The organism is Stenotrophomonas sp. STEN240, from assembly GCF_056756175.1.
The window spans coordinates 1-23659 of the sequence record NZ_JBRRBO010000011.1; the positions used below are offsets into that span (position 1 = coordinate 1).

Annotated in this window: 16 protein-coding genes; 7 read left to right on the forward strand and 9 right to left on the reverse strand. The window is 65.3% G+C overall.

Annotation, left to right across the window (positions count from 1 at the left end):
- Together ACVOKO_RS06950 and purL are read right to left on the reverse strand one after the other, a co-directional pair.
- Nucleotides 1–3219: ESPR-type extended signal peptide-containing protein (locus ACVOKO_RS06950; protein ID WP_346498213.1), on the reverse strand; the 3219-nt coding region annotated here is incomplete at its 3' end.
- A gap of 436 nt (nt 3220–3655) precedes the next feature.
- Nucleotides 3656–7537 (reverse strand): phosphoribosylformylglycinamidine synthase, encoded by a 3882-nt coding sequence (purL, locus tag ACVOKO_RS06955; RefSeq protein WP_346498214.1) that lies wholly within the window; start codon nt 7535–7537, stop codon nt 3656–3658.
- Nucleotides 7538–7944: 407 nt separating this feature from the next.
- On the opposite strand from purL, the gene ACVOKO_RS06960 reads away from it, so the two are divergent.
- On the forward strand, nt 7945–10041 hold the full coding sequence (locus ACVOKO_RS06960) for a glycosyl hydrolase family 18 protein (RefSeq protein WP_346498296.1): 2097 nt from the start codon (nt 7945–7947) through the stop codon (nt 10039–10041).
- Nucleotides 10042–10116: 75 nt separating this feature from the next.
- On the opposite strand, the gene ACVOKO_RS06965 is transcribed toward ACVOKO_RS06960, so the two are convergent.
- Entirely contained in the window at nt 10117–10896 is a 780-nt protein-coding gene (locus tag ACVOKO_RS06965) for a DsbC family protein (RefSeq protein ID WP_346498215.1), read from the reverse strand.
- A 623-nt stretch (nt 10897–11519) separates the two neighbouring features.
- On the reverse strand, nt 11520–12497 hold the full coding sequence (xerD, locus tag ACVOKO_RS06970; protein WP_346498216.1) for a site-specific tyrosine recombinase XerD: 978 nt from the start codon (nt 12495–12497) through the stop codon (nt 11520–11522).
- A 71-nt stretch (nt 12498–12568) separates the two neighbouring features.
- Here xerD and ACVOKO_RS06975 point away from each other — a divergent pair, with 71 nt between their 5' ends.
- Nucleotides 12569–13030 carry an RDD family protein gene (locus ACVOKO_RS06975; protein WP_346498217.1) on the forward strand — a complete coding sequence of 154 codons (462 nt, stop codon included), beginning with the start codon at nt 12569–12571 and terminating at the stop codon, nt 13028–13030.
- A 198-nt stretch (nt 13031–13228) separates the two neighbouring features.
- Here the strand turns inward: ACVOKO_RS06975 and lptG are convergent, their stop codons facing one another.
- Together lptG and lptF are read right to left on the reverse strand one after the other, a co-directional pair.
- Complete coding sequence (gene lptG, locus ACVOKO_RS06980) at nt 13229–14335, reverse strand: LPS export ABC transporter permease LptG (protein WP_346498218.1); 1107 nt, start codon at nt 14333–14335, stop codon at nt 13229–13231.
- On the reverse strand, nt 14332–15417 hold the full coding sequence (lptF, locus tag ACVOKO_RS06985) for an LPS export ABC transporter permease LptF (RefSeq protein ID WP_346498219.1): 1086 nt from the start codon (nt 15415–15417) through the stop codon (nt 14332–14334). Before lptF ends, lptG begins: the two co-directional genes overlap by 4 nt.
- Nucleotides 15418–15522: 105 nt before the next feature.
- Between lptF and ACVOKO_RS06990 the strand changes: the two genes are divergently transcribed.
- The 5 genes from ACVOKO_RS06990 (at nt 15523) to ACVOKO_RS07010 (ending at nt 21855) form a co-directional block, all read left to right on the forward strand.
- On the forward strand, nt 15523–16995 hold the full coding sequence (locus tag ACVOKO_RS06990; RefSeq protein WP_346498220.1) for a leucyl aminopeptidase: 1473 nt from the start codon (nt 15523–15525) through the stop codon (nt 16993–16995).
- Between the two features lie 100 nt (nt 16996–17095).
- Nucleotides 17096–17521, forward strand: a complete 426-nt coding sequence (locus ACVOKO_RS06995; RefSeq protein WP_346498297.1) for a DNA polymerase III subunit chi — start codon at nt 17096–17098, stop codon at nt 17519–17521.
- Nucleotides 17522–17533: 12 nt separating this feature from the next.
- Nucleotides 17534–17722, forward strand: coding sequence for a YqaE/Pmp3 family membrane protein (locus ACVOKO_RS07000; protein WP_057627321.1), 189 nt, complete (start codon nt 17534–17536; stop codon nt 17720–17722).
- A 30-nt stretch (nt 17723–17752) separates the two neighbouring features.
- Nucleotides 17753–20578 (forward strand): valine--tRNA ligase, encoded by a 2826-nt coding sequence (locus ACVOKO_RS07005; RefSeq protein WP_346498221.1) that lies wholly within the window; start codon nt 17753–17755, stop codon nt 20576–20578.
- Nucleotides 20579–21030: 452 nt separating this feature from the next.
- A complete protein-coding gene (locus ACVOKO_RS07010; RefSeq protein WP_346498222.1) occupies nt 21031–21855 on the forward strand; it encodes an EamA family transporter in 825 nt (274 codons plus the stop codon).
- 23 nt (nt 21856–21878) lie between these two features.
- On the opposite strand, the gene rimI is transcribed toward ACVOKO_RS07010, so the two are convergent.
- Genes rimI through pssA form a run of 3 tightly spaced genes read right to left on the reverse strand, consistent with a single transcriptional unit; the run spans nt 21879 to nt 23619 of the window.
- Nucleotides 21879–22364, reverse strand: a complete 486-nt coding sequence (rimI, locus tag ACVOKO_RS07015) for a ribosomal protein S18-alanine N-acetyltransferase (RefSeq protein WP_346498223.1) — start codon at nt 22362–22364, stop codon at nt 21879–21881.
- Nucleotides 22361–22783 (reverse strand): alanine acetyltransferase, encoded by a 423-nt coding sequence (locus ACVOKO_RS07020; RefSeq protein ID WP_346498298.1) that lies wholly within the window; start codon nt 22781–22783, stop codon nt 22361–22363. Before ACVOKO_RS07020 ends, rimI begins: the two co-directional genes overlap by 4 nt.
- 56 nt (nt 22784–22839) lie before the next feature.
- Entirely contained in the window at nt 22840–23619 is a 780-nt protein-coding gene (gene pssA / locus ACVOKO_RS07025) for a CDP-diacylglycerol--serine O-phosphatidyltransferase (protein WP_346498299.1), read from the reverse strand.
- Nucleotides 23620–23659: the final 40 nt, after the last annotated feature.

A 23659-nucleotide genomic window follows, 5' to 3' on the forward strand; every position in this document is an offset into this window, starting at 1 on the left:
GGCAATGGCCCCATTGCCAAACGCGGCGGTGCCCGCAGCGGATGCCGTGGTGTAGACGCTGCCATCGGCGGCCCCGCCAACGGCGGTAGCTTCCTCTCCCGATGCCACAGCACCGACGCCTATGGCAGTGGCAACCGCTCCGCTCGCTTCAGCCTGCGCACCTATTGCTACGCTCAAATTGCCGGAAGCAAGCGAGGCGGCGCCCAGCGACAGGGCGAACTTGCCACCGGCCTGCGCTTCCTGGCCCATGGCCACTGCTGCATCACCACTGGCGATGCTGTCATGGCCAACCGCCACCGCACTGACTTCGCTGGCGACGGAGTTGGCACCCAGGGCCAAAGCGTTGTCGCCCAGGGCAGTGGCGCCGGCACCATAAGCCGAGGCCGACGCGCCCATCGCATTGGCAGCTTGGCCCGAGGCAGTTGCGCCCTCGCCTTCGGCATACGCGCCAACATCGCTGCCAGAACTGCCGTCGGCGACGAAGTACTTGCTGGTGTGCTCGGCCACGGCCGCCACCGCATCAAGCTGCGACTTGTTCACCGCATCGGTAGCCTGCGTGGCGGCTGCGACATGGGTGATCTGCCGCTCCTCGCCTTCGGCACCCACCGCTACGCTGTTGACACGATCCGCCAGTGAGCCGGCACCCAAGGCAACGCTGTTGGCAGCAACCGCCTGGGCGCTGGCGCCCAACGCCGTGGAAGCGCTGCCGCGGCTCACACTCGCATGACCGACTGCAATGCTGTTGGCGCCGGCAGCCCAACTGGCGCTGCCCAGCGCGGTGGCATTGAGACGTGTGGCCCGGGCCTGATAGCCGATGGCCGTGGCCTGTGCCGCCGCCGCTTCGCTCAGCGCGCCGGAGGCCAGGGAGAAGTGACCTGTCGCCTGCGAACCGGCGCCCAGTGCAGTTGCGGCATCACCACTGGCAAGGGTGCCAAGATAGTCCTGGTCGTCGGGCGAAAGCATCGCCGGCCCACCCAACGCGACACTACCCTTTGCGCTGGCCACCGCCGTTGCGCCAACAGCCACGCTGTACTGGCCACCCGCCGCAGCAGCTTCACCCGCGGCGACTGCGCCCGCAGCGCCAACCATGGCACCTGCATCGCTGCCGACCATGCCACTTGCCTTGAAGTACTTGTCGGTATTGACCGCAACAGCAGCCACATCATCCAACTGCGCCTTGTTCACTGCATCGGTAGCGGCGGTAGCCGCCGCAACATTGGTGATCTGGCGCTCGTTACCCGCCGAACCAACCGAGACCGAATTGGCCCGCTCAGCCAGCGAGTCCACGCCCAGGGCCACGCTGTTCTCCGCCGAGGCATTCGCGCCGGCACCCACGGCCGTACTCAGCAGGCCGTCCGCGGCACTTAGATAGCCCAGCGCGGTGCTGAAATCACCACTGGCAATGGCCCCATTGCCAAACGCGGCGGTGCCCGCAGCGGATGCCGTGGTGTAGACGCTGCCATCGGCGGCCCCGCCAACGGCGGTAGCTTCCTCTCCCGATGCCACAGCGCCAACGCCTATGGCAGTGGCAACCGCTCCGCTCGCTTCAGCCGACGCACCTACAGCTACGCTCAAATTGCCGGAGGCAAGCGAGGCGGCGCCCAGCGACAGGGCGAACTTGCCACCGGCCTGCGCTTCCTGGCCCAGAGCCACTGCTGCATCACCACTGGCGATGCTTTCATGGCCGACCGCCACCGCACTGACTTCGCTGGCGACGGAGTTTGCGCCCATGGCCAAAGCGTTGTCGCCCAGCGCAGTGGCGCCGGCACCATAAGCCGAGGCCGCCTCGCCCATCGCATTGGCAGCTTCGCCCGAGGCAGTTGCGGCTTCACCTTCGGCATACGCGCCAACATCGCTGGCAGAACTGCCGTTGGCGACAAAATACTTGCTGGTGTGTTCGGCCACGGCCGCCACTGCATCAAGCTGGGATTTGTTCACCGCATCTGTCGCTTCGGTGGCGGCTGCGACATGGATGATCTGCCGCTCACTACCACTGTCGCCTACCGATACGCTGCGCTCGCGGTCAGCGACCGAGCTGGCGCCCAACGCAACGCTGTTGGCCGCGCGTGCGGCAGCCTGCTGACCCAATGCGGTTGAACCATCAGCATCGGCGCTGCTTTTGAAGCCCACGGCAGTGCTTTTTTCGGCAGATGCCCTTGCGCCAGCACCTACCGCTGAAGTGCCCGCAGCAAGTGCCTCGGTGACATCGCCATCGACAGAGACACCGCCGATGGCAACTGCATCCTCGCCCACGGCAGTGGCGCGCACACCCAACGCGATGCTCGAATCCCCTTGGGCGGCGCTGCCCGTACCAATCGCAGTGGCATCAACTGCCATGGCCTGCGCACCATCACCGATGGCGATGCTGCGGTCTGCTCCCGCAAAACCATTGCTGCCAACTGCCAGCGCATTCGCACCGGCCACATAGTTGGCCAGGCCAAACGCGCTGCTGCCATCGCCGTCCACCTGGTTGAAGTTGCCGACGGCAGAACTATTGATGCCACTGGCCGTGTTCACATAACCGAGCGCACTGCTGTAATCGGCAGCAGCAATGTTGTAACTGCCTATCGCCACGCTTTCTGCACCGCTGGCAACGCTGCCAACACCGGCAGCGGTGGCACCAACGCCGCTGGCCTGGGCATCATCGCTGCCGTCCGCCGCGCCGTTGGCGACAAAATACCGGCTGGTCTGCGCGGCGTCGCCGGCAACAGCCTTGAGCTGGGCAAGATTCACCGCATCGGTGTCCTGACTGCCCGCAGCGACATTGCTGATCTGCCGCTCGCTGCCGGCAGCGCCCACCGATACCACGTTGTCACGATCGGCCAGCGCGTGTGCGCCCAAGGCAACACTGTTGCGGCCCTGCGCAACCGCCGCATTGCCCAGCGCCACGCTTCCCAACGCCGAGGCCACGCTCTGCGCACCGATTGCGACCGCATTGCTGCCTGCAGCCGCCGCATCGCCCTGCAGCGCGCAGTCGGCGAGGTTCATGCTGCCCAGTACGATGCACTTGGCATTGCCTCCCACCGCCACTGATTGCGCCTGCAGCGGCGCTACCTGCGCTCCCAGCCCCAAGGCAATTGCGATTGCCAGCGCCTGCAGACGATGGGAGCCTCCTGCGCGCTCGTCCACCAGCGCACCTGGCGCATTGCTGGCAAGTTCCGATGCCACGACCAGCTGTCCCAGTGCCTTGTTCCACACCTTGCGATAAATCCGATTCATCGAAACTGCTCCTGAAGTGGACTGAGTTTTCGCCGCAGGCGTGCTGGCTGATGCGGCATCGACGACTGTTTGCGTTGACGTGTGCTGCTGTCTTTCCCCGTGCTGTTTGCATGCCTCGGGCTCGCGCCCGTCACCGGCACCACGCTGCGAAGTGCAGCTGTGCCTGTAGAGCGGCGCGAGTTTCAGAGCGCTGTGTTTTGAACGTCAAGTTTCGTACTGGCCCCGAAAACCAGCGGTTACAGCGGGAAAAACACGCTGTTTGGCGAAACCCATCATGGTTTTTTTTTGACAAACAACTCTGTTCTGGCACATGCGGATACAGCGTCCGGAGCAGACTTAGAACGACATTCCAGAACGGAAAAAGCCCGCAGGCGTTGGCCTGCGGGCTTCTTGGTTTTCGTATGTGCTGAAACTATCTTTCGGCGTTTTCGCCTGTTCAGCCGCACCATACTCTTGCGTTGCGGAACATCCGCAGCCACGGCGAATCTTCGCCCCAGCTGCCCGGTGCCCAGCTCAGGTTGACGCTGCGCGGGGTACGTTCCGGGTGCGGCATCAGGATGGTGACGCGGCCATCACTACTGGTCAGGCCGGTGATGCCGTCAGGCGAACCATTCGGATTGAGCGGGTACTGGCTGGCCACGCGGCCATCGCCATCGACGTAACGCAGCGCGACACTGGCTGCGGCCTGGTCCACCGCGTTATCGAACTCGGCACGGCCTTCGCCATGCGCCACCGCCACCGGCAGGCGCGAACCGGCCATGCCACGCAGCAGGATGGACGGCGACTCCAGCACTTCAAGCAGCGCAGTACGCGCTTCGAACTGCTCGCTGGCATTGCGCAGGAACTTGGGCCAGTGCTCGGCGCCTGGGATGATGTCCTTGAGCTGGCTCATCATCTGGCAACCGTTGCACACGCCCAGCGCGAAGGTATCCGGGCGTGCGAAGAAGGTCGCAAAGGCCTCACGCAATGCCGGACGTTCGAGGATGGAGGTTGCCCAACCGCGCCCTGCGCCCAGCACGTCGCCGTAGCTGAAACCGCCGCAGGCAGCCATGCCGCGGAAGTCGCTCAGCTGCACGCGGCCTTCGATCAGGTCGCTCATGTGCACGTCGTAGGCATCAAAACCGACGCGCTCGAAGATGTTGGCCATTTCAATCTGGCCATTGACGCCCTGCTCGCGCAGGATCGCCACCTTCGGCCGTGCGCCGGTGGCGATGAACGGTGCTGCCACGTCCTCGGCCGCGTCAAACGACAGCTTCGGCTTCAGCCCCGGCGCGTTGAAATTACGGGCAATGGCGCGTTCCTGATCAGCCGCATCCGGGTTGTCACGCAGCTTCTGCATGGCATGGGTTACCGACCACCAGGCATCGAACAGTTCTTCCCAGCGCCATTCCACCAGCGTGTCGCTGCCCAGTTGCACGCGTACGGCAGCTGCGGTGGTGGGGCGGGCGATGCGCTGTGCACACTCGGTCAGGGCGTGGCGTTCGACCAGGTCGGCAAACGCGGCGCGGTCTTCCTTGGCGATCTGCACCACGGCGCCCAGTTCTTCGTTGAACAGGCTGCGGAACGGATCATCGCCCCAGGCATCGAGCACGATGTCCAGGCCCATGCGCGAGGCAAACGCCATTTCGCACAGTGCGGCGAACGCGCCGCCGTCGCTGCGGTCGTGGTAGGCCAGCAGCAGGCCGGACTCACGTGCATCGCAGATCAATTCAAAGAACGCACGCAGGCGCTGCGGGTCGTCCAGATCCGGCACTTCACCGGCGAATGCCGGCAGCGCACTGTGATCGGCCTGGGTCTGCGCCAGGATCGAACCGCCCAGACGCTGCTTGCCAGCACCCAGACCAATCAACCACAACTCACTTTCGGTTTCGCGGTCGAGCAGCGGCGTGAGCTGTTGGCGGGCATCGCTGACCGGCGCGAACGCGGTGATCACCAGCGATACCGGCGACACCGACTTTTCGGCCTGGCCATCGGCCTGCCACTGCGCCTGCATCGACAGCGAGTCCTTGCCCACAGGAATGCTGATATCCAGCTGCGGGCACAGTTCCATGCCGACGGCCTTGACTGCGTCGTACAGCAGCGCGTCCTCGCCGTTGTGGCCGCAGGCGGCCATCCAATTGGCGGACAGCTTGACCGTATCCAGCGCGGTCACCGGTGCTGCGCACAGGTTGGTGATGGCTTCGCCCACCGCCATGCGCGCCGATGCGGCGGCGTTCAACAGCGCCAGCGGCGTGCGTTCACCCAGCGACATCGCTTCGCCGGCATAGGTATCAAAGCCGGCCAGGGTGATGGCGACATCGGACATCGGCAGCTGCCACGGGCCGATCATCTGCTCGCGCGCAGTCAGGCCGCCAACGCTGCGGTCACCGATGGTGACCAGGAAGCTCTTGGACGCAACGGTCGGGTGTGCAAGCACACGCAGGCCGGCGTCATGCAGATCGATACCGGCGGTCTTCAGCGACGGCCAGCGCGGTGCCGGCGGGTGCACGGCGTCGCGGTGCATCTTCGGCGCCTTGCCGAACAGCACGTCCATCGGCAGATCGATCGGGGCATCGGCCGGGGTATTGCCCGGCGTCGCGCCATAGGCAACGACCAGGTGTTCTTCCGTCGTGGCGACGCCTACGGCGGCGAACGGGCAGCGCTCGCGTGCACAGATGGCGGCGAACTCGGCCAAGCGCTCCTGCGCCACGCCGAGCACATAACGTTCCTGCGACTCGTTGCACCACAGTTCCAGCGGCGACAGCGAGGGATCGTCGGTGGGCACCTTGCCCAGGTCGATCACGCCACCCACGTTGGAGTCGTGCAGCAGTTCCGGAATGGCATTGGACAGGCCACCGGCGCCAACGTCGTGGAAGAACCTGATCGGGTTGTTGCTGCCCATGGCCACGCAACGGTCGATCACTTCCTGGCAGCGGCGTTCCATTTCAGGGTTGTCGCGCTGTACGCTGGCAAAATCGAGGTCTTCGGCACTTTCGCCCGAGGCAACCGACGAAGCCGCACCGCCGCCCAGGCCGATCAACATGGCCGGGCCGCCGAGCACGATCACCGCGTCGCCAGCCTGCAGCTGCAGCTTGTCGACCTGCACGCGATCAATCGCGCCCAGCCCGCCAGCCAACATGATCGGCTTGTCGTAGGCACGGGTGATGCCGTCTTCCGGCAGCTCGAAGCTGCGGAAGTAACCGAGCAGGTTCGGGCGGCCGAATTCGTTGTTGAACGCGGCGCCGCCGAGCGGGCCGTCGAGCATGATGTCCAGGGCGGGCGCCATGCGCGGGTTCAGCGCGCGCGGTGCCTCCCACGGCTGCGGCAGGGTCGGGATGCGCAGGTGCGAGACCGAGAAACCGGTCAGGCCGGCCTTGGGCTTGCCGCCACGGCCGGTGGCACCTTCGTCGCGGATTTCGCCACCGGCGCCGGTCGCGGCGCCCGGGAACGGCGCAATCGCGGTCGGGTGGTTATGCGTTTCCACCTTGATCTGGAACGCGCTGGGCACCACCGCTTCGCTGCGGTACTTGCCGGTGGCCGGGTCCGGGCGATAACGCGCGGCCGGTTCACCTTCAATCACCGCGGCATTGTCGCTGTACGCGCTGAGCGTGTGCTGCGGGGTCTGCTGGTGGGTGTTCTTGATCATCTTGAACAGCGAGCGCTCCTGCGCCTCGCCGTCGATGGTCCAGCTGGCATTGAAGATCTTGTGCCGGCAGTGTTCGGAGTTGGCCTGCGCGAACATCATCAGTTCAACGTCGGACGGGTCACGACCGAGTTCGCTGTAACGCTGGCGCAGGTAATCGATTTCGTCATCAGCCAGGGCCAGGCCGAGGCGCTTGTTGGCCCCTTCCAGGTCATCCAGCGCAATCCGCTCCAGGGTGCCGCGGCCGACATTGTTGAACAGCGCCTGGGCCTGGCCGATATCGGCCAGCAGCGACTGGGTCATCGGGTCGTGCAGCAGCTTGGCAACCGCCGCCTGCTGGGCCGGATCGGCCGGCCAGCCGCTCAGGTCGATGCGGGTACCGCGCTCGACGCGCTGGATCGGCAGGCCGGCACCGCGCACCAGCTCGGTGGCCTTGCTCGACCACGGCGACAGCGTGCCCAAGCGCGGTACCACGAAGCGGGAAACCGCTCCCTCGGCGCGTTCGGCAGCCTGCGGCTGACCCTGCAGGATGCGGCCCAGCGTGGTCTGGTCGACCGCGCCGGCATCAGCGGCCTGGGTGAAATAGACGTGCCAGGCACCGGTGATGCGCAGATCGGCGGCAATGGACTGCAGGCGGGATTCAAGACGTTCGCGGCGGAACGGCGAAAGGGCAGCTGCGCCCTCGAGGACGATCATGTCCGGGAGACCATGGTGGGAATCGGCCCGCGATTGTACCGGACTCGGCCGCCCCAGGCCTCAGCATGGCGGCTACCAGAAGTCCTCAGCAATGACGCGGATCACACCGACAGCTGGCACGGCAGTGCAAACCGCGCAGCCGATTTTGACATCGTTATCCTCAATCGGCCGGCAGCAGCCTGCCGGCACACGGGCTCCCATCCGGGCGTTTTCATTCCTCCCAGCACCTTCTTCAAGGCCTGACACCCGTTTGTCCGGCATGCCGAAGGCGTGCCCGTGCGCGTACCACATCCACCAGAAGGAGACTGACCATGACGGAACATTCCCTGCGCCATTGCCTGCCCCCATTCATCCGCCCTGCCCATTCCGGCGTGCACCTGCGCGCGAGCCTGGTGCTGGCCTTGGCCATGGCGGCCGTGCCTGCGGCCCAGGCCGCCGACTGCAGCGGGGTCAAAGCCTGGCTGGGCACCACCATCTACCAGCCCGGCAACACCTTGCAGAAAGGCGGCGTGCTGTACCAGGTGCGCCAGACCATCTGGAACGCCCCGCCCGATCACCCCGCCGGCCGGCGCTACTACGACAATCTGGGCCGCTGCGACGCCAGCCCGCCCGTTGCCAACAAGCCACCACAGGTCCGCCTGACCTCGCCTGCCGCTGGCAGCAGCTTCATCGCCGGCAGCCCCATCACCTTCAGCGCCGAGGCCAGCGACAGTGATGGCACTGTCCGCAAGGTCGAATTTTTCCGCAACGCGCTGTCCATTGGCAGTGTCGGCAGCGCCCCCTACAGCCTGACCTGGCGGGGCCCGGCAGCGGGCAACTACATCCTCACAGCCGTAGCCACCGATGACCGCAATGCCAGCACCACCTCGGCGCCGGTCCATGTCGTGGTCACCGCCGCCGACAAGGACACCACCCCGCCCTCCATCCCCAACGGGCTGGCGGTGACTTCGCGCACCGCCAACAGCATCGCCCTGCAGTGGAATGCCGCCAGCGACAACCCCGGCGGCAGCGGCATGGCGGCGTACACGCTGTACCGCGATGGCCGGCAGATCGCCTCGGTCGGCGCGGCTGGCTACATCGATGCGGGCTTGCGCGCGGCCACCAGCTATCGCTATGTCGTAAGTGCACGCGACAAGGCGGGCAATGCCTCGGCCATCAGCACAGCCATCAGCGCCACTACCCTGGCCGAGGACACCGGCGGCGGTGATCCTACTGATCCGGGTAAACCAGTTGATCCCGGTAATCCGGTTGACCCAGGCAATCCCGTTGATCCCGGCACGCCGGCCGCAACTGGCAAGCGGGTCATCGGCTACTTCACCCAGTGGGGTATCTATGGCCGCAATTACCGGGTCAAGAACATCGACAGCAGCGGTTCGGCGGCACACCTGACCCACATCAACTACGCCTTCGGCAACGTCCGGAACAACCGCTGCGAAGTCGGCGTCACCCAGGCCGCCAACGCGTCCAGCGGTGCCGGCGGCGATGCCTATGCCGATTACACCCGCAGCTTTGGCGGCAGCGAGAGCGTCAGCGGTGTTGCCGACCGATGGAACCAGCCCCTGCGCGGCAACTGGAACCAGCTCAAGCAACTCAAGGCCAAGCACCCACAGTTGAAGACACTGATCTCGCTGGGCGGCTGGACCTGGTCACGCGGCTTCGCCAGCGCCGCGCGCCCGGAGAACCGCCAAGCGTTCGTCGCCTCCTGCATTGATGCGTATATCAAGGGCAACCTGCCGTTCACTGACAACGCCGGTGGCAAGGGTGTCGCTGCGGGCGTGTTCGATGGCATCGACATCGATTGGGAATACCCGGCCGCCTGTGGGCTGAGCTGTGGCACCCCGGCCGACCGCGACAACTTCACCGCGCTGCTGGCCGAGTTCCGCCGCCAGCTGGATGCGGTGCGGCCGGGGTTGCTGCTGACCGTGGCGGTCGGTGCCGGCATCGACAAGATCCGCCCGACCGACCCGGCGGCCTACCACCGCCACCTGGATTTCATCAATGTGATGACCTATGACTTCCACGGCGCCTGGGCCGGCACCACCAACCACCACAGCGCGCTGTTCAACGCACCGGCCGATCCGTCCCGCGGTGATGCCGCCCTGTACAACAGCAACGACGCCATCGAGGCCTACCTGCAGCGCGGCGTGCCGGCGGCCAAGTTGAACCTGGGCGTGGGCTTCTACGGCCGTGGCTGGACCAATGTAGGCCCCACCAACAACGGTCTGTACCAGAGCGGGCGGCCGGCGAACGGCAGGTTCGAAGCCGGCATCGAGGACTGGAAAGTGCTCAAGAACCTCGGTTGGCCGGTGTATACCGACCCGGCTGCACAGGCCACCTGGCTGTACAACGGCAGCACGTTCTGGAGCGTGGATACCCCGGAAATGCTGGGCCGCAAGATGGCCTACGTCAAAGCGCAGGGCCTGGGCGGTGCTTTCTTCTGGGAGTTCAGCGGCGATGACGCCCAGGGCACCTTGGTCAACAGCATCGGCAAAGGCCTGAAATAAGCCCCGGCCAAAACCACAACGCCCCTCTCGTTACCGGGAGGGGCGTTGCCTTTCACGCGTTGGGCTGCAGGGCTATCAGCGGCTGCCGCCGCCTTCCATGCGGTCCAGCGTTGCCTTCAGCTGGGCCGGCGGCAGGTAGCCACCAAGCTGGGTGCCGTCGGCGGCAAAAATCGCCGGCGTACCGTTGATGCCCAACTGCTGGCCCAGGTTGTACTGCATGGCCACCGGGTTGGTGCAGTTCTTTGCCGGAACCGGCTGGCCGGTCTTGGCGGCGGTCAATGCAGCCTTGCGGTCGCTGGCGCACCAGACCGAGATCATGTCGGTGGCGTCCTTGCTGGCCAGGCCCATGCGCGGGAACGCCAGGTATTCCACCGCAATGCCATTGCGGTTCAGCTCGGCGATGTCCTGATGCAGCTTGCGGCAATAACCGCACTCGATGTCCGTGAACACGCTGATGGTGTGCTTGGCATTGGGCGGCGCAAACACGATGCGATCCGAATGCGGCAGGGTTTCCAGCAGGCCGCGACGGTAGGCCAGCAGGCCCGGGCTGGTGGCCTGGGTCTTGTTGGCGATGTCATACGGGGTGGTCTGCAGCAGGTAGCGGCCGTCATCGGTGACGTACAGCACCTGCCCGGACACGATCACCTCGCGGAAACCGGCGAACGGTGCCGCGCCGATGTAATCGGGCTTGAAATTCGGATCGAGTTCCTTGAGCGCATCGCGCACGCGCTTCTCGACCGCCGCATCGGTGGCCGGGGCGGCAGCTGCGGCAGCGGTTTTGGAGGCTGCGGGCTGTTGCGCACAGGCAGTAAGGCTCAGCGCTCCCAGCAGCGCGGCAATGGCAAATCGGAACATGGCGACCCATCGAAAGAGAACGGGGGGATTCTCGCACACCCGCCGTGCACAGCTCCGCAACCGGCAGCTCACCAGCGGCGGAGGGCGTAAGAACGCAGGCCTGCAGGAGCGGCGCCAGCCGCGAAGCAGCTGAACCGGCAGGTCGCCAGAAATGCCTTTGCTCGGACCTTCCCGACTTCGCGGCTGACGCCGCTCCTACAAAACGCGAGCACTGGTAATGCCGAGCCATGCTCGGCAGAGGCTTTGCCGGTAAGGCCTCTGCCGAGCATGGCTCGGCTCTACAGGTGCGTTTCCGGCTATACCTGCTTCGCGGCTGACGCCGCTCCTACAAAAGCCTCGCGCTGGTAGTGCCGAGCCATGCTCGGCAGAGGCTTTGCCGGTAATGGCCCCAGCCGAGCATGGCTCGGCTCTACAGGTGCGTTTCCGGCTGTACGTGCTTCGCGGCTTACGCCGCTCCTACATAAAGCCGAGCACTGGTAGTGCCGAGCCATGCTCGGCAGAGGCTTTGCCGGTAGTGCCCCAGCCGAGCATGGCTCGGCTCTACAGGTGCGTTTTCGCCTTAACCCACTTCGCGGCTGATGCCGTTCCTGCAAACAAGCACGGCGGCGGCCTGCAACGCAGCCTTAGCCGCGCGGATGGTGATTGCGGTGCAACTTCTGCAGGTGTTCGCGGGCTACCAGGGTATAGATCTGGGTGGTTGACAGGGAACTGTGGCCGAGCAGCATCTGCAGCGCGCGCAGGTCGGCACCGTGATTGAGCAGATGGGTTGCAAAACTGTGGCGCAGGCCGTGCGGGCTGATCTTGCCGGGGTCGATGCCGGCTGCCGCAGCACTGGTCTTCACCAGCGCCCAGAACTGCTGGCGACTGAGCGGGGTACGGTCCACATCGACAAACAAAGGCACCTGCCCGCTCGGGGTCGCGGCGACCGGCTTGCCACCGGCAAGCAGCGGCCGCGCGGTAGCCAGGTAGCGCTCCAGCCAGTACTGCGACTCTTCGCCCAACGGCACCAGCCGCTCCTTGCTGCCCTTGCCGGTGACCCGCAACACGCCCTGACGAAGATTGACCGCATTGGCCGGCAGGTTGACCAGTTCGCTGACCCGCAGGCCAGCCGCATACATCAGTTCCAGCATCGCGCGGTCACGCAGGCCTACCGGCGTGTCCACATCCGGTGCGTTCAACAAGGCCTCGATCTGGCTTTCGGCCAGCGCCTTGGGCAGGGAGCGAGGCAGCTTGGGCGATTCCAGCAGGGCGGCCGGGTCCTCGCTGCGTTCGCCGCGCTTGAGCGCCTGGGCAAAGAAGGCCCGCAGCACCGACAGCAGACGCGCGTTGCTGCGCGCAGTCCAACCGTGCCGGGTACGCCAGGCCAGGTAATCGAACAGGCCGGCGCGATCCATCCCGGCCAGACCATCATTGGCGCCATCGCGCCAGCGCGACAGGCCTTCCAGGTCACGCCGATAGCTGTCCAGCGAGGCTCGGGCCAGGCCGTGCTCAGCCCAGATCGCATCCAGGAAACGTTGGATCAGATGCTCATCGGCAGCGCGCAGGGGCGGCAACTGCTGTACCAGCTGGCGGCGTTCGGCGGGGGTAAGTGCGGCGGACATCGGCGCAAGGATAAGCGTTGCGCCCGCGCCTGCCCATGCACGCCGGTAGCCACAAATCGTATGCTCGGTGCATGAGCACACCTGCCCTCGCCCAGACGCCCCGCCCTTCCGCGATGTTGCTGCGCCGCCTGGCCGCGCTGTTCTATGACCTGTGGCCGGTGCTGGCCTTGTGGATGCTGGTCTCGGCATTGTTCACCGTCGGCTACGCGCTGGCCGGGCACGCCAGCCGCGACAACATCCATCCGTTCAGCGCCCTGCAATGGCTGCTGTGGCTGAGCTGCTGGCTGATTGCCGGGCTGTACGCGACCGAAAGCTGGAAGCGCGGCGGCCAGACCCTGGGCATGCGGCCATGGCGCTTGCGCCTGCAGACCGTGGACGGGCAGTCGCCAAGCCGGGCGCTGCTGTGGAAACGCTATGCGCTGGGCAGCCTGTCGCTGCTGCTGGCAGGGCTGGGATTTTTCTGGGCACTGGTCGACCGCGAACGCCTGACCCTGCACGACCGCCTGAGCGGCACCCGCCTGCAGAAACTGTAGTGCCGAGCCATGCTCGGCAGGGGCATCACCAACATTGCCAGATGTAGTGCCGAGCCATGCTCGGCAAGGGGCCTTCCACACAGCCCTAGTAGGAGCGGCGTAAGCCGCGAAGCTACACACCCATACGATTGCAGGGATGCCGGTGATTTCATTGTCACCGGCTTCGCGGCTTACGCCGCTCCTACAACAACCTTGCTATCAGCCTACCCGCCGTCGTGACAGCCAGGCGGAGATGCCCAGCATCATGATCGGGGGCAATGCGTAGGCGATGCGGTAATCGAACTTCAACGCACCGGCCATGCGCCCGAAGAACATCTGCAGCAGCAGGAAGCCCAGCGCGAACAGCATCCCCAGGAACAGGCGTTTGCCCATGCCACCGCTGCGCAGCGAACCAAACGCGAACGGAACCGCCGCCAGACACAGCGCCAGCACGTTCAGCGGGTAGAACCAGCGGCCCCAATAGGTATCTTCGTAATCACGCGCATCCAGACCGTTACGCTTGCGGTAATCGATGCTGGTCTTCAGCTCGCCGGCGCTGAGGTTGCGCGGTTTGGCCAGGCCCGACGCCAAGGCCGCCGCATCCAGCTTGGACGCCCATTTCTCGCTGGGCAGTTCCTGGCGGCTGACCGAACGCTCACCGAACGTATCGCGACGCACCGTTTCCAGCACCCAACCCTGGTGGTCGTGGCGCGCAGTCTTGGCGTGGGTCAGGCTCAACAGACGGCCGTCTTCACCCAACTGGTACAGACGCACGTCATGCAGCAGCAGGGTCGACTGGCCATCGGCACCGACCTGTTCTTCGCCGGTCTGCGCATTGAGGAAGATGTCGCCCTCGCGCGCCCACAGGCCCGAATAGCGGGCGGTAGCGATATCGGTGTTGTAACGGGCACTGGTCTTGAGCGCATCGGCGCGGTTCTGCGCCCAGGGCGACAGAGTCTCACCGTTGACCACCATCAGCACGGTCAGCAGCGACAACGAGATCGCCACCGATACGGCAATGCGCCGACGCGACAGGCCAATCGCACGCAATGCGGTCAGCTCCGAAGTGGCAGCCAGCTGCCCCAGGCCCATCAGGGCGCCGATCACCGCCGCCATCGGGAACACGGTGTAGGCCCGGCGCGGCAAGGTATAGGCCACCCAGGCCAAGGCATGGCCGAAGCTGTAATGCCCCTGGCCGATTTTCCCGGCCTCGCCGGACAAGGCCATGATCGCGTCCAGGCCCAGCAGCACCATCCACACCACCAACACCGTGAGCAGCACGGTACGGCCTACGTAGATGTCATGGATCCGCGGCAGCAACCTCATGCCTTGGCTCCCACGCGGCGGCGGCTCAGGCGCCCATCACGGAAATACAGCCATAGCGCCAGGATCAGCAAGGGCAAGGTCAACCACCACATGCCCGCCTCCACCGGCAGCTTGCCCGACGCCAGCCACTGCTTGCCGAGAATGCTCAGGCTCACGCCCAGCGTATATGCGAGGAAGGCCACCATGATGCGGCCGTAGCGCTGCTGGCGCGGTGCGCTGCGGGCAAGCGGCAGGGTCAGCAGTGCAAATGCCAGGGCCAGCAGCGGCGGGGTGAGCCGCCAATGCAGCTGGGCCTTGGCCTCAGGCCGCGCATCCCCCAGCAACTGCCGGGTGGGCAACATTTCCGGATCATTCTGGTCGCGCACTTCGTCGCGGTCCGGAAGGGCCACCTCGTTGCGCGCATAGCGCATCAGCCGGTAGTCCAGGGCGCCGTTTTCCGGGCCCTCGACCCGATAACCGTCTTCCAGGCGCAGGTAGCGCTGGCGATCGCCTTCAAAGAACATTGCGCCGCTGTTGGCCGATACCACGTCGATACGCCCTTCCTTCTGCCGCTGCATGAACACCTTGCCCATCTTGGTGCCATCGCCGGCCAATGAAGACAGGTAAACCACGCCACCACCGGACAACGGGGTGAACTGGCCCGGCTCCAACCCGGCCACCACCATGCTGCGGCTGGCGTCCTGCAGCATCCGCTCGGCGCTGCGGTCGGCCCAAGGGCCCAGCCACAACGAGCAGGCCGCCACCAGGGCCACGACCGGCACGGTCAGCAGCAGGATCGGCTTGAGCATGCGCTTGGGGCCGACGCCGACCCCGGTGAGCACGGCCATTTCTGAATCGCGGTACAGCCGCGCGATCGACAGCGCCAGCCCCAGCATCAGCGCCAACGGCAGGATGATGGGCAGGTAGACGATGAACTGCAGGCCCAGCTGGGACAGCATCAGCCCGGCGGGGATGCGCCCATCGGCGATGCGGCCGAGGATGTCGACCAGCACACCGCCCATGCTGACTACCAGAAGTACGGTCAAAGTGGCCAGAAAGCTCTGGAGGAAGTCACTCAGCAGGTAGCGGTCAAGCTTCGCCATAGGGTCGGTGGTTTAAACTCTCGGTTTAGTCCGCAGAACGCCCGGCCTCGATGGCCCCGCGTATACAGCCTGCGATTGTACGGATTTGGCAACGGAATCTGATCAATGTCTCTGGAATTCACCCTGAACCACGCCGCCCCCGCCTCTGCCGAGGTGGATTGCGTCATTGTTGGCGCCTTCTCTGACAAGACGCTGTCACCGGCCGCAAAGGCCCTGGATACGGCCTCTGAAGGCCGTTTGGCGGCGCTGATCGAGCGCGGCGATGTCGGCGGCAAGACCGGCAACACCACTTTGCTGCACGATCTGGCCGGCGTCAGCGCTCCGCGCGTGCTGGTGGTTGGCCTGGGCGACCCGGCCAAGTTTGGCGTGGTGCAGTACCTGAAGGCCGCCGGCGACGCCGCCCGCGCCCTGAAGGCCGGCAACACCCGCAGCGCGCTGTTCACCCTGAACGAACTGGACGTCAGCGGCCGCGACAGCGCCTGGAAGGTGCGTCAGGCGGTGATCACCGCCAACCACGCCAGCTACCGCTACACCGCCACCCTGGGCAAGAAGAAGCCCGAAGCCCCGGGTCTGGAATCGCTGGCCATTGCCAGCAGCGACGAAACCGCGCTGCTGCAGGGCCAGGCCATCGCCGCCGGCGTGGAATACGCCCGCGAGCTGGGCAACCTGCCGCCGAATTACTGCACCCCGGCCTACCTGGCCGAATCCTCGGTCAAGTTCGCCGCCGAGCATGACGGCGCCGAAGCCGAGATCCTGGACGAGGCGCAGATGGAAGCGCTGGGCATGGGCTCGCTGCTGGCCGTGGCCCGTGGTTCGGCCAACCGCCCCAAGCTTGTCGTGCTGAAGTGGAACAATGGCGGTGAGGCCAAGCCCTACGTGCTGGTTGGCAAGGGCATCACCTTCGATACCGGCGGCGTCAACCTGAAGACCCAGGGCGGCATCGAGGAAATGAAGTACGACATGTGCGGTGGCGCCAACGTCATCGGCACCTTTGTCGCCACGGTCAAGGCCAAGCTGCCGCTGAACCTCGTTGTAGTCGTGCCGGCGGTGGAAAACGCCATCGACGGCAATGCTTACCGTCCGTCGGACGTGATCACCTCGATGTCGGGCAAGACCATCGAAGTGGGCAATACCGACGCCGAAGGCCGTTTGATCCTGTGCGATGCGCTGACCTATGCGCAGCGTTTCGAGCCGGCCGCCCTGATCGACGTGGCCACCCTCACCGGCGCCTGCATGGTGGCCCTGGGCCACCAGACCGCCGGCCTGATGAGCAAGCACGACGACCTGGCCAACGAACTGACCGCTGCTGGCGAGAACGTGTTCGACCGCGCCTGGCGCCTGCCGCTGTGGGACGAGTACCAGGGCATGCTGGATTCAAGCTTTGCCGACGTCTACAACATCGGCGGCCGCTGGGCCGGCGCCATCACCGCTGGCTGCTTCCTGTCGCGCTTCACCGAAGGCCAGCGCTGGGCGCACCTGGATATCGCCGGCGTTGCCAGCGATGAAGGCAAGCGCGGCATGGCCACCGGTCGCCCGGTTGGCCTGCTGACCCAGTGGCTGCTGGACCGCGTTGCCTGAGCAAAGCCAGGGTCGAAAACAGGGCCTGCGCCGGGTTGTACCCGGCGCAAGCTCCTGCTGACCCCGCTGTTTCACCCTCTTCCTTCCACTTCCTAGTGACCTGATGCGCGCCGACTTCTACCTGATCGCCAAGCCGCGTTTTCTCACCGAACCGTTGAAGCTGGTGTGCGAGCTCGCACGCAAGGCCAACGACGGCGGTCTGTACACGCTGGTTCTGGCCCGCGACCAGGCCCAGGCCGAGGAACTGGACGAGCTGCTGTGGTCGTTCGACCCGGACGCCTATATTCCGCACCAGATCATCGGTGAGGACGTGGATGAGGAAGAAGCCATCGTGCTGATCGCCGCGCCCGGCGCCGAAGCACCGGAGCGGCCGCTGGTCATCAACCTGCGCGATGAGCCCTACCTGGGCAGCTGCGACCGCGTGCTGGAAGTGGTGCCGGCCGACCCCGAAGCCCGCGAACCGCTGCGTGAGCGTTGGCGCCAGTACAAGGCCGCCGACTACACGCTCAACAAATACGATATGTAAGGGATTACACGCATGCGCCTGCTGATTGCCATCCTGCTGCCGTGGCTGGCCTTTTTCACCATTGGCCGCCCGATTTCCGGCATTGTCTGTCTCATCCTGCAGATCACCTTGATTGGCTGGCTGCCCGCAGCCATCTGGGCTGCCTATGCCGTCAGCCAGTACCACACCGACAAAAAGATCCAGCGCGCACTCGGCCGCTGATCCCCCTCCCGCTTTTACCGGTTCCCCCGCATGACCCAACTCGCCTCCAGCTACGACCCCAAATCCTTTGAAACCGCGCTCTATGAGTCGTGGGAGAAGGCCGGCCTGTTCAAGCCGTCCGGCAAGGGCGAGCCGTACACCATCCTGCTGCCGCCGCCGAATGTCACCGGCACCCTGCACATGGGCCACGCCTTCCAGCAGACGCTGATGGACGCGCTGATCCGCTACCACCGCATGCGTGGCTACGACACGCTGTGGCAGGTAGGTACCGACCACGCCGGCATCGCCACCGAAATGGTGGTCAGCCGCAACCTGGCGATGGAAGGCAAGGGCGAAACCCGCGACTCGCTGGGCCGCGATGGCTTCATCGACAAGGTGTGGGAGTGGAAGGCACATTCGGGCAACGTGATCGAAGGCCAGATGCGCCGCCTCGGCACGTCGGCCGACTGGTCGCGCAGCACCTTCACCATGGACCCGGGCCCGAGCGAGGCGGTGATCGAGTCTTTCATCCGCTGGCACGAGCAGGGCCTGATCTACCGTGGCCAGCGCCTGGTCAACTGGGACCCGGTGCTGAAGACCGCCATTTCCGACCTGGAAGTGGAGAGCGTGGAAGAAGACGGCTTCATGTGGTCGATTGCCTACGCGCTCAACGACGGTGCCAGCTATGAGCACGTCGAAGTGGACGCCGACGGCAACGAAACCCTGCGCGAGACCCGCAACTATCTGGTCGTGGCCACCACCCGTCCGGAAACCCTGCTCGGCGACACCGCAGTGATGGTGCACCCGGAAGACGGCCGCTACGCACACCTGATCGGCAAGAGCGTGACCCTGCCGCTGACCGGCCGCAGCGTGCCGGTGATCGGTGACGATTACGTCGACAAGGCGTTCGGCACCGGCGTGGTCAAGGTGACCCCGGCGCACGACTTCAACGATTACCAGGTGGGCGTGCGTCACAGCCTGCCGATGATCAACCTGTTCACCACCACCGCCACGCTCAACGAGAACGCCCCGCAGCAGTACCAAGGGCTGGACCGTTACGAAGCGCGCAAGGTGATCCTGGCCGAGCTGGAAGACCTGGGCATCCTGGTCGAGACCAAGGCGCACAAGCTGCAGGTGCCGCGCGGCGACCGTACCGGCCAGGTGATCGAGCCGTATCTGACCGACCAGTGGTTCGTGAAGATGGACGGGCTGGCCAAGCGCGGTCTGGAGCTTGTGGAGAACGGCTCCATCAAGTTCGTGCCGGGCAACTGGATCAATACCTACCGCCATTGGATGGAGAACATCCAGGATTGGTGCATCAGCCGCCAGCTGTGGTGGGGCCATCGCATCCCGGCGTGGTTCGACGAAGCTGGCAACTGCTACGTGGGCCGCAACGAAGCCGAAGCCCGCGCCAAGGCCGGGCTGGGCGACGACGTGCTGCTGACCCAGGACAGCGACGTGCTTGAGACCTGGTTCTCCTCGCAGCTGTGGCCGTTCTCCACCCTCGGCTGGCCGAATGAAGCAGCGATGGCCGAGCGCGGCTTTGAGCGCTACCTGCCGTCGAACGTGCTGATCACCGGCTTCGACATCATCTTCTTCTGGGTGGCGCGCATGATCATGGCCACCGACAGCTTCACCGGCCAGATCCCGTTCAAGGACGTCTACATCACCGGCCTGATCCGCGACGGTCAGGGCCAGAAGATGTCCAAGTCCAAGGGCAATGTGCTGGACCCGCTGGACATCATCGACGGCATCACCATCGACGATCTGGTTGCCAAGCGCACCCATGGCCTGATGCAGCCGAAGATGGCCGAGAAGATCGAGAAGGCCACGCGCCGCGAATTCCCGGACGGCATCATCGCCCACGGTGCCGATGCGCTGCGCTTCACCATCGCCGCGCTGGCTACGCATGGCCGCGACATCAAGTTCGACATGAGCCGCGCCGAGGGCTACAAGAACTTCTGCAACAAGCTGTGGAACGCCAGCCGCTTCACCCTGATGAACACCGAGGGTGCGAGCTTCACCGGCGCACTGCAGCCGCGTACCGATGCCGAAAAGTGGATCCTCTCGCGTCTGGCCAAGGTCTCGGCCGAAGCGCAGCAGCACTTCGCCGACTACCGCTTCGACCTGTTGTCGCAGGCGCTGTACGAGTTTGTCTGGAACGAGTTCTGCGATTGGTTCCTGGAACTGACCAAGCCGGCGCTCAACGGTGACAACGCCGAAGACGCAGCCAGCACCCGCCACACCCTGCTGTACGTACTGGAAGCGGTGCTGCGTTTGCTGCACCCGCTGACCCCGTTCGTCACCGAGCAGCTGTGGCAGCAGGTGGCACCGCGCCTGGGCATCACCGATGCGTCCTTGTCGCTGCGTGCCTACCCGACCGCAGCGGAGTTTGCCGGCGATTACGCGCAGGCCGAAGTCGACGTGGAGTGGTTCAAGAGCATGGTCAGCGCGTTGCGCCGCGTGCGCAGCGAGTTGAACGTGCCGCCGTCCAAGCAGGTGTGTCTGTTGTTGCAGGGCGGCCAGGAAGCTGACCGTGCACGCGTGGAGCGCTTTGCCTCGCAGCTGCGCTTCCTGCTCAAGCTGGAGAGCATCGACTGGTTGGCGGCTGATGCGGTGACGCCACCGGCGGCGGCGGCGATTGTCGGCGAACTGAAGTTGCTGGTGCCGCTGGAAGGCCTGGTGGATCTGGATGCCGAGCGTGCACGTCTGGACAAGGAAATCGCCCGCGTTTCTTCGGAGAAGGACAAGAGCGAGGTCAAGCTGTCCAAGTTCACTGACAAGGTGCCGGCAGCGGTGGTCGAGCAGGAACGTGTGCGGCTTATCGATTGGAACAGCCAGCTGGCCGGTCTGCAGGAGCAGCGCGCGAAGCTGTAAGGCCTGCTGATTGCTGTTGTGGAAAACGCCGCCTTCGGGCGGCGTTTTCTTTTGTGCGTATTGAACACGGAGAGCTGAAAGCCAAAGTCAAAAGCCCCCTCATCCGCCCTGTCGGGCACCTTCTCCCGCAAGCGGGAGAAGGGAACGCAATGCGCCCATGCACTTCTGCGGGGTTACTGAGCAATCGGCTCTATGCGCTCCGGCTCCGGCTCCGGCTTCGGCTTCGGCTTCGGCTTCGGCTTCGGCTCGAGCGTGATCGCGCGGCCAACCCATCACAACGCAAAAATCATTGCAGTCCCTTCTCCCGCGCGCGGGAGAAGGTGCCCGACAGGGCGGATGAGGGGGCTCTTTGTTCTTGGCTTTTGGTTTTGCCTTTTGCCTTCCCCTCCCCACAACCCCAACACCCTCAATCCCAGCTACCCTCAACAAGCCACCAAAAAACACCCATCCAAATGTCACTCGGCATCTTCTGCGCCGTCCTGTTCGCCGCCCTGCTCCATGCCAGTTGGAACGCCATCGTCAAACTCGGTGGCGACAAACTGCTGACCACCATCTTGGTCACCGGCTGGGCCGCCGTGCTGTCAGCCATGGTCCTGCCCTGGCTGCCAGCACCTGCAGAACAAAGCTGGCCTTGGCTTGCTGCCTCCGCCGTGCTGCAGACCGGCTACTACGTGCTTGTCGCCCGCGCCTACCACAGCGCCGACATGAGCCTGTCCTACCCGTTGATGCGCGGCTGCGCGCCGCTGCTGGTCGCCGTCGCCGGCACCTGGCTGTTCAACGAACACCTGCCCGCCAGCGCCTGGGCAGGGATCGCCCTGATCAGCAGCGGCATCCTGTGCATGGCCGGCAGCAGCAAGGGCGGCAACCTCCGCCTGCCGCTGTGCATCGCCGTGGTCATCGCCACCTACACCCTCGTCGACGCGCAGGGCGCGCGATTGTCGGGCAATGCCCTGAGCTACACGCTGTGGTTGTTTCTGCTATCCGGTCTGCCGCTGCCGCTGTGGGCGCTGTTCGCCCGCCGCGCGCAATTGAACAGTTATCTGCGTGGCAACTGGCAGCTCGGCCTGGTCGGCGGCATCGGCACCACCGCCTCGTATGCGATCGCACTATCGGCAATGACGCTTGCGCCGGTGGCGGTGATCGCAGCGCTGCGCGAAACCTCGATCCTGTTCGCGTTGTTGATATCGGCGCTGCTGCTGAAAGAACACATCAGCCGCCGGCGCCTGCTTGCCGCCGTGCTGATCGTCGCCGGTGTAATGCTGCTGCGGCTTGCCTGACAAGCGCGCCCTGAAAGCCTGGCTTACAGCGGCGGCATCACGCTGATGTCGTCGTCCACCAGCTCCATCGCCATCACCAGCGCATCTTCTCGCCCGTTGCTGGTGGGGTAATAACGCGGCCGCCGGCCAATCTCGTTGAACCCTTCGCTGTGGTACAGCGCGATGGCCGAAGCATTGGACGGACGCACTTCCAGGAACACACGCAGCGCACCGCGCTGGCGGGCAACCCGCACCAGCTCGCGCAGCAAGCGCCGGCCATGGCCGCGCGACTGGCACAAGGGATCAACACAGACGTTGAGCACATGCGCCTCATCGGCGGCGAGGCTGAGCACGCCGTAGCCGACGATGCCATCGTCCTGCACCAATACCCGGCTTGGGTAATCGGCACGCAGGCAGTCCTGGAAGATGCCGCGCGTCCACGGGAACGGATAGGCGCGCAGTTCCACCTCCATCACCGCATCCAGATCCCCGTCATACATGGGACGCAGGACTGTGCCCAACGTGCTCATTGCCGCGATTTCCGCCGCAATGCCCGCAGCTGCGGCCACAGGGCACGCTTGGCCGCCGGATTGGCGCGCAGCTCGGCCAGCGGCCAGCTGTCCATCAAAACCCGCGTCTGCGGGTCGTTCGGGTTGCAGCCGGAAGCCCGCAACAAGGCGATCTGCAGGCGATCGGGCATGCGCAGGCCACCACTGCGGCGCGCTCCGCCGGTTGCGCCCACAACAGACACCGGCGCCGGCGCGGTACTGGGTGCCTCCGGCGCCTTGGCTGCGGTTTCCCGCGGCGGCGCAGCGGCAACCGGTGTGTTCATCACCGCTGCCTGCGGCGGCGTACGTTTCACCGCCTGCGCCGGAGCATCAAACGCCGGTGTGGCGACGGCGGGCGGTGCGTCCAGCGCACTGCCCTCCAGATACACGGTATAGCCCATCGCCTGCAGCCATGCCTGCTGCTCCGCGGTCCACACCGGTTCGGGCGAGAAGCCGATCACTGCACCTTGCCAGCCGGTTGCCGAAAGCGTTGCAGCAGCCACATCACCGGCCCGGACAGCGCGTAGATCACGCCGACCACCAGCAAGGTGCGCGCAGGATCCAGCACCACGATAGAAATCACGATCGGTACCAGCGCCAGCACCATGAACGGCACCCGCTCAGAGCGCGGGCCCTTTTCACTGCCGCCCTTGAAGCTCCAGAACCGGATCCGGCTGACCATCAGCAGGCCGGACAAGATGGTCACGCCCAAGGCCACATAGCGCAGCTGCTCGCCGTTCCAGCCCAGCTCGCCGTCCGCAAAGGCCCAGACAAAGGACATCATCAAGCCGGCCGCAGCCGGGCTTGCCAGGCCGACAAACCAACGCTTGTCGACCGTTCCCACCTGGGTATTGAAGCGGGCCAGCCGCAGCGCGGCGCAGGCGGCATAGAGAAACGCTGCCGACCAGCCAACCCGGCCCAGCACGTCGCCATCGAACTTCAGGGAAGACAGGGCCCAGTGATACATGACCAGCGCCGGCGCCATGCCGAAGCTGACCAGATCGGCCAGGGAGTCGTATTGCACGCCGAATTCGCTGCTGGTGCCGGTCAAACGCGCAACCCGGCCATCCAGCCCATCCATCACCGCCGCCACGAACACGGCAATGCTGGCGTTGACGAACTGCCCGTTGGAAGCGGCGATGATCGCGTAGAAGCCGGCAAACAGGCCGGCGGTGGTAAACAGGTTCGGGAGCAGGTAGATGCTGCGCGAACGGGGTGGTGGTCTCAATTCGTCCATACCGGCCAGTTTAATCGACTTGCCAGCCACGTCACCGGGT